This is a genomic window from Alteromonas sp. Cnat3-28 (genome assembly GCF_022348265.1).
In the GTDB taxonomy this organism is placed as follows: domain Bacteria; phylum Pseudomonadota; class Gammaproteobacteria; order Enterobacterales; family Alteromonadaceae; genus Alteromonas; species Alteromonas macleodii.
Genome location: NZ_JAKREY010000010.1, coordinates 1 through 12,676 on the forward strand (window position 1 = coordinate 1; position 12,676 = coordinate 12,676).

At 43.7% G+C, this 12,676-nt stretch carries 17 protein-coding genes; 9 read left to right on the forward strand and 8 right to left on the reverse strand.

Going from position 1 to position 12,676, the window contains the following annotated elements:
* Window positions 1–124: 124 nt before the first annotated feature.
* From MHM87_RS11505 to MHM87_RS11515, 3 genes are all read right to left on the reverse strand, one after another.
* The gene (locus MHM87_RS11505) at window positions 125–427 is read right to left on the reverse strand and encodes a type II toxin-antitoxin system RelE/ParE family toxin (RefSeq protein WP_075177695.1); all 303 of its coding nucleotides are present in this window, start codon (window positions 425–427) and stop codon (window positions 125–127) included.
* On the reverse strand, window positions 424–666 hold the full coding sequence (locus MHM87_RS11510; protein WP_239259152.1) for a type II toxin-antitoxin system ParD family antitoxin: 243 nt from the start codon (window positions 664–666) through the stop codon (window positions 424–426). The genes MHM87_RS11505 and MHM87_RS11510 overlap by 4 nt, the downstream gene beginning before the upstream one ends.
* Window positions 667–1,198: 532 nt before the next feature.
* Complete coding sequence (locus tag MHM87_RS11515) at window positions 1,199–2,248, reverse strand: IS110 family transposase (RefSeq protein WP_239259154.1); 1,050 nt, start codon at window positions 2,246–2,248, stop codon at window positions 1,199–1,201.
* A 176-nt stretch (window positions 2,249–2,424) separates the two neighbouring features.
* Between MHM87_RS11515 and MHM87_RS11520 the strand changes: the two genes are divergently transcribed.
* From MHM87_RS11520 to MHM87_RS11555, 8 genes are all read left to right on the forward strand, one after another.
* Window positions 2,425–2,712: a hypothetical protein gene (locus tag MHM87_RS11520; RefSeq protein WP_061439335.1), complete on the forward strand. Its 288-nt coding sequence runs from the start codon at window positions 2,425–2,427 to the stop codon at window positions 2,710–2,712.
* A gap of 501 nt (window positions 2,713–3,213) precedes the next feature.
* A complete protein-coding gene (locus tag MHM87_RS11525; protein WP_156082065.1) occupies window positions 3,214–3,492 on the forward strand; it encodes a hypothetical protein in 279 nt (92 codons plus the stop codon).
* Window positions 3,493–3,620: 128 nt separating this feature from the next.
* The gene (locus MHM87_RS11530) at window positions 3,621–3,887 is read left to right on the forward strand and encodes a hypothetical protein (RefSeq protein ID WP_239259156.1); all 267 of its coding nucleotides are present in this window, start codon (window positions 3,621–3,623) and stop codon (window positions 3,885–3,887) included.
* Window positions 3,888–3,958: 71 nt separating this feature from the next.
* Window positions 3,959–4,210 (forward strand): hypothetical protein, encoded by a 252-nt coding sequence (locus MHM87_RS11535; RefSeq protein WP_239259158.1) that lies wholly within the window; start codon window positions 3,959–3,961, stop codon window positions 4,208–4,210.
* 100 nt (window positions 4,211–4,310) lie between these two features.
* A complete protein-coding gene (locus MHM87_RS11540; RefSeq protein WP_157160426.1) occupies window positions 4,311–4,643 on the forward strand; it encodes a YnfA family protein in 333 nt (110 codons plus the stop codon).
* 35 nt (window positions 4,644–4,678) lie between these two features.
* Window positions 4,679–5,107: a GNAT family N-acetyltransferase gene (locus tag MHM87_RS11545; RefSeq protein ID WP_239259316.1), complete on the forward strand. Its 429-nt coding sequence runs from the start codon at window positions 4,679–4,681 to the stop codon at window positions 5,105–5,107.
* Window positions 5,108–5,159: 52 nt separating this feature from the next.
* Window positions 5,160–5,615 (forward strand): GNAT family N-acetyltransferase, encoded by a 456-nt coding sequence (locus MHM87_RS11550; RefSeq protein WP_014948133.1) that lies wholly within the window; start codon window positions 5,160–5,162, stop codon window positions 5,613–5,615.
* Window positions 5,616–5,639: 24 nt separating this feature from the next.
* The gene (locus tag MHM87_RS11555; RefSeq protein WP_014948132.1) at window positions 5,640–5,969 is read left to right on the forward strand and encodes a zinc ribbon domain-containing protein YjdM; all 330 of its coding nucleotides are present in this window, start codon (window positions 5,640–5,642) and stop codon (window positions 5,967–5,969) included.
* 87 nt (window positions 5,970–6,056) lie between these two features.
* On the opposite strand, the gene MHM87_RS11560 is transcribed toward MHM87_RS11555, so the two are convergent.
* Entirely contained in the window at window positions 6,057–6,914 is an 858-nt protein-coding gene (locus tag MHM87_RS11560; protein ID WP_239259160.1) for a LysR family transcriptional regulator, read from the reverse strand.
* 171 nt (window positions 6,915–7,085) lie between these two features.
* On the opposite strand from MHM87_RS11560, the gene glyA reads away from it, so the two are divergent.
* Window positions 7,086–8,342, forward strand: coding sequence for a serine hydroxymethyltransferase (gene glyA / locus MHM87_RS11565; RefSeq protein ID WP_239259162.1), 1,257 nt, complete (start codon window positions 7,086–7,088; stop codon window positions 8,340–8,342).
* 9 nt (window positions 8,343–8,351) lie between these two features.
* Here glyA and MHM87_RS11570 read toward each other — a convergent pair whose 3' ends face one another.
* The 4 genes from MHM87_RS11570 to MHM87_RS11585 form a co-directional block, all read right to left on the reverse strand.
* Window positions 8,352–8,822: a hypothetical protein gene (locus tag MHM87_RS11570; RefSeq protein WP_343213324.1), complete on the reverse strand. Its 471-nt coding sequence runs from the start codon at window positions 8,820–8,822 to the stop codon at window positions 8,352–8,354.
* Between the two features lie 147 nt (window positions 8,823–8,969).
* Window positions 8,970–10,241 (reverse strand): divalent metal cation transporter, encoded by a 1,272-nt coding sequence (locus tag MHM87_RS11575; RefSeq protein ID WP_239259166.1) that lies wholly within the window; start codon window positions 10,239–10,241, stop codon window positions 8,970–8,972.
* A 142-nt stretch (window positions 10,242–10,383) separates the two neighbouring features.
* Window positions 10,384–11,721: an alginate export family protein gene (locus MHM87_RS11580; protein WP_239259169.1), complete on the reverse strand. Its 1,338-nt coding sequence runs from the start codon at window positions 11,719–11,721 to the stop codon at window positions 10,384–10,386.
* A gap of 146 nt (window positions 11,722–11,867) precedes the next feature.
* Window positions 11,868–12,665, reverse strand: a complete 798-nt coding sequence (locus MHM87_RS11585) for a transporter substrate-binding domain-containing protein (protein ID WP_239259171.1) — start codon at window positions 12,663–12,665, stop codon at window positions 11,868–11,870.
* Between the last annotated feature and the right edge of the window lie 11 nt (window positions 12,666–12,676).

Here is a 12,676-nt window from a genome sequence, read left to right on the forward strand (position 1 = left end):
CGAATTCGGGAAGCGCTAGATGTGGCTATTGAAAGAGAACAGAAAACCTAATGACAATGCATAACAAAGTGCTGCACACGGACAAATTTTCCGCTGCGCTCCAAATTCGCCGGTGAGCACGGCGTTATGCGCCAAAGCGTACAGGATTTACATCCATACTTTTATGAAGGATTCTTGTGATCAGAATTTCCTGACTGCCTGTTTGTTTATAGAAAATAACATGGCTACCTTGAGGGAATTTTCTGTATCCATCCCTTATTTCATCGCAGCTTTTACCAATATCAGGATTTTCAGACAACATCCAAAATGAATCGTCGAATTGTTTAAGATATACATTACGCTGTTCTCGGCCCCATTTCCGTTGCGTAAACAATGCAATATCTTTTAGATCTGATTTTGCTAGTACGGTTAACTTAAATGGTTTCACTCTTTTAATTCACCGTCTAGTTCTGATATCAGGTGCTCAAGGTCGTATTCAGTCTCGCCGCTTTCTTCACCTGCTACAAGTAATTGACGCAGAGTGTTTAATTTGGTTTCCTGTGTTTCTAGCAAGCGAAGAGCTGAACGAATCACCTCACTTGCTGAACCATACCGACCAGTTTGAATTTGGCTAGCAATAAAGCCATCAAAATGGTCTCCAAGGGTAATGCTGGTGTTTTTAGCCATCTGATTTCTCCAAGTACCAATATATACCTAATTATGGTACTTGCGCGTTGTAAGTCAATAGCGCATAACACATATGAGCCTCCGGGCCGTCAATGAAAAAAGATAGTCCCTTGACCACTATTTCAAGATCAATACCGTTGCCTTTTTAGAACTCGTTTACTTCGTCTGTCATGGCTGATGTTAGGCAAATTGCCTACGTCAAACACATGTAGAGCTGCGCCGGTCACCGGCTCTTATTGTTGCGCTTTTCAATTCCTTTTGACTGGCAACGGCACTAGACATTCATCGGTTAACCTTCCTCTGTCCTATTCAAAGCTAAGTGGCTGTATTGACCAGTTAGTATCAGGTTCAGAGAAGGTGTAAGCAAATTCGTATAAAGCTAGAGATGCGCAACAGTGGCATGTCTAATCAAACGCAGCAGGTTATGACTTGTTGGTATACTTATCGATGCTGCTTGATGCAGAGTACTGTGCGATAAGTTGATACTCGTTGTTTAACCAGTTAGACGTTGCAGCTCATGCCACTGTGCGACTTACCCGTTTAAAAAACGTTCTTCATCGAATACCTGCTGGTTCTTCAACATAAAGTAAGCACATCGCCCGATTTTATGAGCGAGTGCAGATAAGGCCTTCGCCTTGCTCATTCTCTTTTGTAGCTTGGCTAAATATCGTTTGGCGTTGTCATTACCTTTGAGGTACAACACCGCTGCTTCACTGAATGCCCACTTCAGGTGTGCGTTGCCAATCTTATTCCCCTGCGTACCGCGTGTTTTACCGGCCGACTCAGCTTTGCATTTCACTAACCGTGAATACGAGGCAAACTTCTGAACTGATGAAAACCGCTTAATATCGCCAACTTCATACAAAATGGTCAGGGCTAAAATTTTTCCGATACCTGGAAACGACTTAAGGATATGTAAATCTGTTGCACGGTGTGTTTGTGCCTGAGTCTTTACATAATGTTCAATTTTGTAGAGCTCACTCACCATTGTTTCGATTATATTTAGATTTAAATCCATGCTCTTTTGCACAGCTTCGTCTGGAAAAAAGTGGCGCATCTTTTCTCTATCAGGTGAGTTTCTTAAATCTAACCGCGTTTCTAATGCGGGCAAGTTGTACTGGCTAACTGTGCTGGCAACGTGCGCTTTCAGCTGTGCGCTCATCCTCATTATGTGGGTTCTACGGCGAAGCGCATCACGAATTGAGCGGTGCTCTTTTGAATAGGCATGTGCTAACGGGAAATTGCCACCACGCATGAGCTTGGCAATCTTAAGTGCATCAATCTTATCATTTTTGGTTTTACCGGCATGAATGGCTTTCATGTAAAGCGCATGGCCAAGAATAAAATCAATATTGTGCTCTTCACAAAAGTCAGACACCCAATACCAACAGTGCATACATTCCACACCAACAACAATATTGCCCAGATAAGGTTTTAGAAGCGCTAACAGTTTGTCGGGTGAATCATCGATTTTTTCGTGAACGAGAATATTGTTTTCATTATCAATAATGCAGACATAGAGCAGTCTTGTGTGAAGATCGATTCCACAATAGTACGGATGTGTATTAGTATAAAAGTTCATTGAGTTTTCTCCCTTGGTTTGGTCGCCTATTAGGATAAACTCAGTTTATGCTGATAGGGAGGAGACTCAATGATTATCAAGCCAATGAGCACGTTCGCTGCGACGTTAGCTACAGAACTTTGTAGATCAGTTAAGGTCGAAGTTTGAGACAGCAAAATACGTTAAAAGGAATTACCATGAACAAAAAAGCTTTTTTTATTGGCTCAGCCACTTTGCTATCTTCACTGTTAGCCTTTCAATCATTCAGTAACCCAGCTCCCTTAAATTCAGTCCAAAAATGCGCATCTCTACTCCCAAGCGGCTACAACTTTTCCATGACCATAAATGCTAAGATAGATACGACAGCTGACAAACCAGTAGTGTCAGGCATTCTAGATTTAACAGACGGTACCGAAATACTCCCCCCTGAATTAAGTGCGAAAGTAGAGCCTTTCAAACAATGCGTAGTAAAGCTGATGAAATAGACAACATGGCTCAGGTAACCACAAGCCATGTGCTTTCAAAATAGATGTTGGCCTTACAAATCAGCCAAGTACGTCTCACGACTGCATCTTCCCTAGGGAAGGCACAATGTTAAGTCGTTATTTACCTTTGGAAACTATCTAACGGGATATTTATGAAAAGCAAAGATGTAAAGGTAAAAGTCAGAATAGCCAAGTTATTGCTTTCATTTTGCTTTGTAGCCTGGGGAGTCACTTGGGTTTATGCATTTATTGCAGATGAATGGGGGGCTAATCGCAGGATTTTTTAAAGGCTTAGTACTTGGTGGCTGTCTCGCTGTCATTCCCGCTTCATATGCGATTTATTCCTTAACACAAACTAAGTTACCAACATTCAAAATAGTACTCGGTATATCACTAACTTGGTTGTTAATTGTATGCAGTTTATATTTGGTTTAACAGGCCGTAATCTACCAAGTTTCTTTCACAGGATTGTGAGTAGCCAAATCAATCTAAGAGGGATTTATGCAGACCCCGCTAATTATTGTTATTCCAGTAGTTGTTGTTTTGCTGATTATTGGAATTCTAAAGCTCAAACCGTTGTTCAGTTATATGGCAATTTTTGGCTTAGGAGTACTGTCTTCATTCGTAGTGGAGTTCTTTTTTTGCTCTGGCCTGCAAACACAGTGTGAAGCAGATGCGTTAAATATGGTGGGCTTTTTCTTCCATTCTTTTTATGTAATAGCAATTTGTTCAGTTTTTTACGCTATTATGCCTCACGCTTCAAAACAAAAATCGCAGTAAATGTCTTAACAAAAAGACGATTAAGACTATAGTGTGTAATTCAGAAAATTTGATTCTATAGGCTGTAGTTCAAGTAAATAAAAAATAATTCGTTGAAACCAATGGATATTGAAACGAGTAGAGGTTAGATGTCTACATTCGGTGAACTTGGTGCAGCCCTTGTAATTAAAAACCAAAAGATAAGGAGTTCTTTTAATATGAGTTTTTGGCAAATCATTATTTTTATCGTGCTTTTCAGCCTTACACTTCTACCAGCGTTAATTGCCTTAACATCCAAAAAAGCTAGAGGCATACACAAGTTAGCATGGGGGGCCATTTCCCTTTTCTTTTCGTGGTTGGGTTTTTTAATCTATTACTTCTTTGCAATTAGAGGTATGAGCAAGCAAAGTACATAACGATTCGTTGTTACGCTCCACTTTAATATGCCCTTTATTAGACGTTATACGGTGATAGGAATTTAGATAACATGAAGATTAAATTGATAGTAATCTTGTCAATATGCGTAATCTCAACAGGGTGCGCTTCAACTTCTGATAGGGCTGCAAGAGACTTTCTTGATGGGGCTAGTGCCAGTGCTGAAAAAAGACAGCGAGAAGAATCTGCTAACCGATACAGCAAAAAGCGTGACCATAAAAACGATGCTATAGAAGATACGGTGTCTGGAGCACTTACCGCGCTTTTTAGAGGTTTGTTTAGCTCTGAAAGCGACGATAACTAGTGAAAGATAGTTTCCTAGCATGGCGTGCGAGTAGCGCTCTAATGCCCTTTTCAAAGGGCATTGTTTGCTCACCATCAGTATTTCAAAAGAGGTCTGCCCGTTGGAATTAAAAACCATTGGTTTGTTTGTTATTACTGCACTTGCTGAAATTGTTGGGTGCTATCTGCCCTACTTATGGTTGAAAGAAGATAAGTCCATATGGTTGTTAGTACCAGCGGCTATATCGCTCGCGCTTTTTGCTTGGCTGTTATCACTGCACCCGACCGCTGCCGGGCGCGTATACGCGGCTTACGGTGGTGTTTACATTTTCATGGCTATTATGTGGCTTTGGCTTATTGATGGAGTGAAGCCAACGTTATGGGACTTGGTGGGCACCTTTGTCGCTTTGATTGGTATGGCGATAATTATGTTCGCACCAAGAAGTCACGGATAAGAGTCTTGCTTGCAATAAATATCGAAGAAAACGCGATGAAGATTACCTTTATTCCAAGTACGAACCTACCAAGGGCTGCTGAGTTTACCTTTAATAACATGCGCGATTATTACGCTCAGTTTGCGCCTGATTGGGACGCCGAAAAAGTGCTTGGGGTTACCGCAGAGCTCATTAATTACGACATTCAAGTAGACAGCGAAACGGTGGGGGTTATGCGCCTTCAATACGACGGTAATACCTGTATATTGCGCGACCTTCAGGTCATACCCAGCGCACAGAACAAAGGCATAGGTAGTGCTGCCATTGAAGAAGCAGAAAGACTAGCGTTAGGGGCCAATACTAACTCGCTTGACTTACGAGTATTCAAAGTTAGCCCTGCCGTTTCGCTTTATAAAAAAGTAGGATTTGTCATAAAAAGTGAAGACGACCGCTTTTATAACATGACAAAACCCTTAAGCACTTAACAAACAGGCTTGTACCGCCGTCTATTCAGAATATACCTAAAGGCCAAAGCACATGAAGATTATTATTGATGACCTCACCGGAGGAGAAGTGCTAGCGCTTTTAGAAGAGCATTTGTCTGATATGTATGCTACATCACCACCCGAGAGCGTACATGCATTAGATGTTGAAGCACTAAAAGCTTCGAACATTACTTTTTTTAGTGGCTGGAAGCAGCAACAACTTGCGGGCTGCGTCGCTATTAAAACCCTTGATACACATAGCGCCGAGCTAAAATCTATGCGCACCGCCAAACCGTTCAGAGGTTGCGGTGTAGCGTCTCAGTTATTACTTTTTGCCCTAGAACATGCGAAAATGAAGGGGTTTAGTTCGGTAAGTTTAGAAACGGGAACGCAAGACTACTTTTTAGCGGCCAGAACCCTATACAAAAAGTTTGGCTTTGTTGATTGCGGTCCATTTGGCAGTTACTCAATCGATCCCAACAGCCACTTTATGACCCGAGCGCTTTAATTTAGTACTTTAAGAGAATTCCACATGTCGTTACCTCCTTGCCCGCATTGCCAATCAGAATATGTATACGAAGATCAGCCTCTACTTATTTGCCCTGAATGTGGACACGAGTGGAACCCGAACGAGGTAGAAGAGGAAGTCTCAGCAAAAGACTTCAACGGAACACCGTTAGTAGCCGGCGACAAAATTACGTTAGCAAAAGATTTGAAGGTAAAAGGCAGTTCATTGGTACTTAAAATTGGTACCAAAGCCGTTATCCGTCATGTGAAAGATGCCAAAGACCACCAGCTAGATTGTAAAGTAGATGGTGCTGGCGAAATGATGCTAACTGCACAATTTGTTAAAAAGGCATAGACGGCATTTATTGAAAAGCTGTTACTCCTCTCGGCGCGCTTGCCTTGTTGTTTAGCAAGCGCGCTAGCTATCCCCTGCTATTTCCTGTTAAAAGTTTGCGACTTCGTTGGTAATGGTTTCAGTAAGCAAGCTAATCGCTTTCGATGACACTTTCTGAGGGTTAACTAAACAAACACCCACATGCCCAAGCTCGGGTAAACTTTCTGAATTAGATAAAACGTGTAGCCCAGACGGCACCGAACTTTTTGCAAGAACGGTTATGCCCAGCCCTTCGTTAATGGCCGTTTGTATGCCGTTTAAGTCAGCAATGGTGTACACCACCTGCCACGGTTTTTTGATGGCCGATAAAAGATTGGTTGCTCGCTTGCGGTAAATACACGGCGACGGTGCAGCAATAATAGGCAGTTTAGCAGGCACGCTATTTACAAAGCGCTGACTCCCCACCCATACCAATTGATCTGAAATGATGTAGCCGTCTTGCTGAGGATCAGGTGTTTCTTGTAGCGAAAGAATTAAATCGAACTGGCTTTTAAGCGGCTCACTAATTAAGTCTTTACTTAGCGCACAATGCACCTCTAGCGATATTTCCGGATAGGTTTGCGTGAACCGTCGAATAATTTTAGGCATAAGCGTTGTACTAAATTCGCTGGGAATGCCTAACCGAATATTTCCCGTAACCTGCGGCTTGCCGAATTCGGCCATAGCCTGATCGTTAAGAGCCACTATCTTTTCACCATACGACAATAAGCGACTACCAGCGCCAGTCAGTGCCAAGCGGTTTTTGTCGCGGGAAAATAGCTTTTCCCCAATCATTTCTTCTAGTTTTTTTATCTGTAAGCTAATGGCAGGCTGTGTGCGCTGAAGCTGCTCCGCACATTGTGTGTAGCTACCCGTCTGTGCAATAAGCACGAACGAACGCAGAAAATCTATCGATAAGTTTTTCATTACTTTGCTGTACACCTCTCTATTAGCTTTGCCTGCTGTTTTGCCTTACTGATGCCAAACTTGCTCACAAGGCCATTTAATAAAGTTATAATGCCATATTTTTTATTAATTTTATTTATTCTTTTTACACTCCTAGTATCAGATACAAAATAATGACATTTAGGAGCCAGCATGAACCCACTTAACCAGCACCTTCACGAACAAGACCCAGATATCGCAGCATTTATTGCGCAAGAAAACGAACGCCAAGAACATCACATTGAACTGATTGCATCGGAAAACTACACCAGTAAAGCCGTTATGCAGGCGCAAGGTAGTCAGCTAACTAATAAGTATGCCGAAGGCTATCCGGGCAAGCGCTATTACGGTGGCTGCGAGGCGGTGGACAAAGTAGAACAGCTTGCCATCGACAGAGCTAAAGCGCTGTTTGAGGCAGATTATGTGAATGTGCAGCCTCACTCTGGCTCTCAAGCGAATACCGCAGTCTTTATGGCGTTGTTAAACCCTGGCGATACCATACTTGGGTTGAGCCTTGATCACGGTGGGCACCTGACACACGGTGCAAAGCCTAACTTCTCGGGAAAACTATACAACGCGATTCAGTATGGCTTGAACACAGAAACTGGTGAAATTGACTATGACCAAGTAGAAGCCTTGGCTAAAGAGCACAAACCAAAAATGATTGTAGCGGGCTTTTCCGCTTACTCTCGCGTGGTCGACTGGCAGAAGTTTAGAGACATCGCTGATAGCGTGGGCGCGTATTTACTCGTAGATATGGCACATGTTGCAGGACTTGTTGCGGCCGGTGTTTATCCCTCGCCAATTAACGCGGCTCACGTGGTTACTACTACTACCCATAAAACACTGCGTGGCCCTCGTGGCGGGCTTATTATGTGTAAGTCAAACCCCGAGCTTGAAAAGAAATTCAATTCATTAATTTTCCCTGGCATTCAGGGCGGCCCACTTATGCACGTTATTGCTGCAAAAGCGGTAGCGCTTAAAGAAGCCATGACAGCAGAGTTCCGCGCTTATCAAAAGCAGGTAGTCATTAATGCACAAGCTATGGCTGATGTGTTTATGAAGCGTGGCTTTGACGTAGTATCTAATGGAACCGACAACCACATGTTCCTGCTAAGTCTTGTAAGTAAAGGAATGACGGGGAAAGAAGCCGACGCGATATTAAATAGCGTGAATATAACGGTAAATAAGAACACAGTACCCAACGACCCGCAGTCACCATTCGTTACAAGTGGTATTCGAATTGGCACACCTGCGGTCACTTCACGCAATTTTAGTGAAGAAGACTGTGTTCAATTAGCCCATTGGATTTGTGATGTGTTAACAGCACCAGAAGACAATGCAGTAGTACAGCAAGTGATAGATAAGGTGGCAACGCTAACAGCGGCTCGCCCCGTTTATACTAAGTAAAACCTAGTACTATACCGAGCGAACTCGTGCGTTGCAGGTAGCCACCATTACCCGCCACACGAGTTTGGCTCGTTCATTAAACTGCACTATTCCCACTCCCCAAGCGTCTTCCATGGCGCCTTGCCACACGCTACACGTTTCAATGGTATCGCCGTACAAGGGGGCTAACGATAAGCTAATGCGTAGCGACTCCAACCATTCCCTAAATAGCGTGTCCTGATTACCTGCTTCACGCATTTGAGAAAGCTGTAGCGAAGCTTGTTGCTTAATACCTTGAAGCCTTTTGTAGATTTCGCGAGGGTCTTCTTGCTGCCCCAAAAGATGAAGTTCGCGCTCAATGTCGTAAGCATTGTGCCAGTGGATAGTTTGCTGCGGCTCTTTTGAACAGCCCCACATTGCCGCACTCATAAGCGAAAGCAGCATGATACGCTTACCCCATAATAAAAGGGTTGAAGGAAATAGTTTTTTGCCACGCACCAAGCTGCGAACTCCTCAAACGATGTCATCTACAGTATAGATGAGTATTGCGCTGGGGCTCGCACAAGTGCGCGTAATTAAACTAATTTACTAAGGTGAAACTTGCGAAGCACCTAAAGTGCTTTGCGCTCTCGTTCCGGTAGGAAGTGACTAGCTAAACCACTTCCACCATATAAACACCATTAGAAACCCAAATAGATAGATTAGGCCTAAATAGCTAAGCAGCTTTACTATTATGTTTGGTGCCGCGTCTTGATGAAGCTTAGTTTGTGCCACAAGCTTATGGTTAAGCCAAGCAAACATTGGAGTAGTAACAAAAGCCAGCGTCATCGCAAAGCCTAACATTGCCAATAGCGCAGATTTAAAGAACAACACAATGATAAAACTCGCCACTGCCATAAACAGTAACACCGGCGCTACCAGCGTATTTCGTGCGTTTTTGTCTTTGTTAAAAAGAAGCGCTATTGCTTCGGCAACCACCCTCGCATAACCATCGTAAACGGTTAGCGCCGAACCAAATATGCACAAAAATGCAACCAGTGCGATAAGCCAATGCGCCCACTGTCCAATGGTTGATGAGTACATACTAATTAGCTGATGGGAAAAGCCGATACCGCTGGTACTTAGCTCTGTACCGCTGCCATACAAAATTAATGCACCTAAGCCCAAAAACAACAATGCGAGTAGCACCGTCACTGCATAACCTAAATTAAAATCGAAAAGGGCCGACTTTGGCGTTACGGCTTGCCCTTTGCACTGGCGCTTTAACCAAAGTGAAGTAATGGACGATATTTCAATAGGCGCAGGCATCCACCCCATTGTGACTACTAAAAAGCCTAATGTAGCGAGCGTCCAAGGCGAAGGCGGTGCCACGGCAGGTGCTGGTGAAGCAGAATAATTGCTTAGTGCCACCACGAATACGGCGACTGTCGCCACCACAAGCACACCCATTATGCCTTTGGCGATATTGTCCAATCCTTCAAAATGGCCAGCGAGTAGAATGATTAAAATAAGTGCCAAAACCACTGAAGCGGACAACGTTATGGCGATATCGAAAGGAATAAAATACGACAATAAGCTTGCAGCAAACAACAACAGCGCTGCAGCATTTACCACCGACGCAATGGTATTCAAACCCAAGGCAATGGCCAAATATCGTCGTCCCATTCCCAAGTACCCTTGCTGAAGGGTTTGTTTGGTACTGATGGTGTAGCTAACGCCCGCTCTGAAGAATGGGTATTTGAGTAAGTTAACTACCAATATAAGCAGCGCTAACTGCCAACCAAACTTCGCCCCCGCTTGAGTTGATGCTACTAAGTGACTACCGCCTACCGCCGCTGTTGCCATAAGCACACCCGGGCCGAGTAATTTTAATAGTGCAATACAACGGGCAAAAAACGATGTTTCAGCTGAATACGACAAGGCAACCTCTAAATGGGCATTTCAAAATAGCCGTTAACCATATCAGTAATATAATAAACAGAAAAGAGAGTACGCGCTCATCTGCAAGGCTTGTAGTGTAAGCAGCTGTACCCAGTTTACGCGGGCTATTTAGCCGGAGATTTTAAAAGGTATACAAAGCGCCAGTGAATAAAAAGGCGCTGTTGTCGCTGTAATCTCCACGCGCAAAACCCTCTCCTTTTTTGAGGTAGGCTCCACCTAGCACTAATCGCAACTCGGGTCGCACTTGATAACGCCAGCGAGCTTCCACTTGATGACCAATGAAACTGTCCACGTCTTGAGGTGCTTTTTGGTACCACATGGCTTTGTAACCAAGCATAATGTTGTGCGCTTTTGCTGGCTTAGACACGCTTCGAAGCCCCACTGCTTTTAGGTTTCTACGTGGCATAGCCTGATATACATCAGTAGGTCCGAAATCAAAACGTCGCACGCCGTATAAGGTATCAAAGTCAGAGATTGTGTCATCGCTTGTGTCGTTGTCGCCACTGATATAGTCAACTTCAGCTCTAAGAAAGGTGTTGTCTGTAATCTGTTTCCCGACATAACCAAATAGCATATATGCACGAACGTCTTTCTCGTCTGTATCGTTAGCAGATGCGGTTTGATAAGAAGTTCCCGTTTGCCCCACCACCTCTATATTTGTTATCAGGCCATTATTGAAAGGCTGGGTATAGTCCACACTCAATGTGTACAGATCACGGTTTTTGGTGGCAAGCACTTCACTATCGTCTTCTTTTAACCAGTAGCTTTGCAGCTTGACGTTGTTGTCTTTTGACGCAGCGTACACACCAAAGAATTTTCGTTCGCTAAAGCTTTTGTCGAACGCGCGTTCGTTCCCATCCAGACTTTCACTGTCAGTAGGAAAGCGAGATACCGGCAGCACGTACACCCCGTGTACTTGCCAATCTGCAACTCTTGCTTCCACCACAATTCCATCATAGCTATTGGTGGCATTGCGATAGGCTGTTTTGGCCAATAGCCTGCGACTGCCGTAGTCGAGCTCCATACGCCCTACCTTTACCGCAGACACTTCGTATAAGTCAGATACTCGTTCAGGTTTGTAGGTGATAAAAAACTGTGTAGGCTCCAGTGTATTAACCTGATTGGCCGTTAGCGTTGGATCGTTTTCGTCAAGAAATACTCGCGAGTCACGTATTTCGATCGTTGCCGCGAGGTTTTGATAACTTACCGTAGAATTCACGATAAAGCGTGTTGAAAGACGCTGATTACTTTGTTCTCGTGCAGCTGATGATGTTGGAAATATAGGGTTATTCAACGACTCGTAGCGCACTCTAAACGAGCCAGAGACATCAAAGGCTATTTCATCACTCGACGCATTGGCTAGCGGGCAAATAACAACGAGTATTAGCAGAAGGCATGTGCTCAACAGCGAGCGAAAACGACCACGCCCGTAAAGTCGCACAAATAAAGGGCTGCGCATTAGGAAATAACCATTACATCAGTATTATGTGCACTGAAGTATATAGATTATTTTTGTTATCGCACTGCCCTTTTAGTTTAATTTACTATGCCTTTGGCGTTTAGCCAGCGGGGCTTTTATATAGCCCCTTAGGCCTGAAACGCCAGCTAACGTCTGTCAAAATTCACTTTTTTCTGCGGATGCTGATAGTAGCCTTCTTTTAGAAGGCGTTTAAAGCGGGTCAGTTTTCCGTCCAGCGTTAACTCTTCTAACCCTTTATTAAATAGCAACAGAATAAGCTGACTGTCACTTTCGCCTTTAGGCACTAACAGATGCGTGGTTACAGTTGAGATAAACGGCTTAATGGGCATCACATCTCTGCGGTCGCCACTATCGAAATCACGCTGAAGCAAGTACCATCCTGTTAACTCATCAATGGGAAAAACGTCAATTTTACCGTCAATCAGCGCCTGTAAATTGTCTTTGTCTGTGGTACTTTCCACAACATTACTGCTGCTTTTAATGTAAGCGGCAAGTTCATCGTTGTATAAATACCCTTCTGTTACGCCCATCTTTAGGTCTTTTAAGTCGCTTAATTCAGCCCAAGTATCAGGGCCCTTTTCAGCATTAACATAAAACACCAAGCTTTCCGCACTAATAGGGTTACTGTGGAAAAACTCACTTTCCCGGGCGCGCACAAAATTGCCGTATGAAATGGCATCGTATTCGCCTTTTAGCGTTGCTTCAAGCGCTTCTTCCCAGGGTAAAGAGACAAACTCAACCACAACGCCCGTTTCTAAAAACGCATCAGCGATAATGTGATTGATATAACCGTCGTGCTGCATATCAGTTGACGTATAAGGGGCATACTCTGTGGTCGCTATTCGCAGTTTCATCCACGCATGGGCAAAACTTTGCATTGGAACTAGCGCTAGTATAAATGTCGCTATTAATAGTAATCGCATGTCAAAGTCCT

What these genes read in the sequence shown, in the direction of transcription:
- MHM87_RS11545 (WP_239259316.1), top strand. Translation starts at nt 4,679, where the DNA reads ATGAAGATTACCTTTATTCCAAGTACGAACCTACCAAGGGCTGCTGAG.
- MHM87_RS11515 (WP_239259154.1), bottom strand. Translation starts at nt 2,248, where the DNA reads ATGAACTTTTATACTAATACACATCCGTACTATTGTGGAATCGATCTT.
- MHM87_RS11525 (WP_156082065.1), top strand. Translation starts at nt 3,214, where the DNA reads ATGCAGACCCCGCTAATTATTGTTATTCCAGTAGTTGTTGTTTTGCTG.
- MHM87_RS11535 (WP_239259158.1), top strand. Translation starts at nt 3,959, where the DNA reads ATGAAGATTAAATTGATAGTAATCTTGTCAATATGCGTAATCTCAACA.
- MHM87_RS11530 (WP_239259156.1), top strand. Translation starts at nt 3,621, where the DNA reads ATGTCTACATTCGGTGAACTTGGTGCAGCCCTTGTAATTAAAAACCAA.
- MHM87_RS11510 (WP_239259152.1), bottom strand. Translation starts at nt 666, where the DNA reads ATGGCTAAAAACACCAGCATTACCCTTGGAGACCATTTTGATGGCTTT.
- MHM87_RS11555 (WP_014948132.1), top strand. Translation starts at nt 5,640, where the DNA reads ATGTCGTTACCTCCTTGCCCGCATTGCCAATCAGAATATGTATACGAA.
- MHM87_RS11560 (WP_239259160.1), bottom strand. Translation starts at nt 6,914, where the DNA reads ATGAAAAACTTATCGATAGATTTTCTGCGTTCGTTCGTGCTTATTGCA.
- MHM87_RS11580 (WP_239259169.1), bottom strand. Translation starts at nt 11,721, where the DNA reads ATGCGCAGCCCTTTATTTGTGCGACTTTACGGGCGTGGTCGTTTTCGC.
- glyA (WP_239259162.1), top strand. Translation starts at nt 7,086, where the DNA reads ATGAACCCACTTAACCAGCACCTTCACGAACAAGACCCAGATATCGCA.
- MHM87_RS11585 (WP_239259171.1), bottom strand. Translation starts at nt 12,665, where the DNA reads ATGCGATTACTATTAATAGCGACATTTATACTAGCGCTAGTTCCAATG.
- MHM87_RS11550 (WP_014948133.1), top strand. Translation starts at nt 5,160, where the DNA reads ATGAAGATTATTATTGATGACCTCACCGGAGGAGAAGTGCTAGCGCTT.
- MHM87_RS11520 (WP_061439335.1), top strand. Translation starts at nt 2,425, where the DNA reads ATGAACAAAAAAGCTTTTTTTATTGGCTCAGCCACTTTGCTATCTTCA.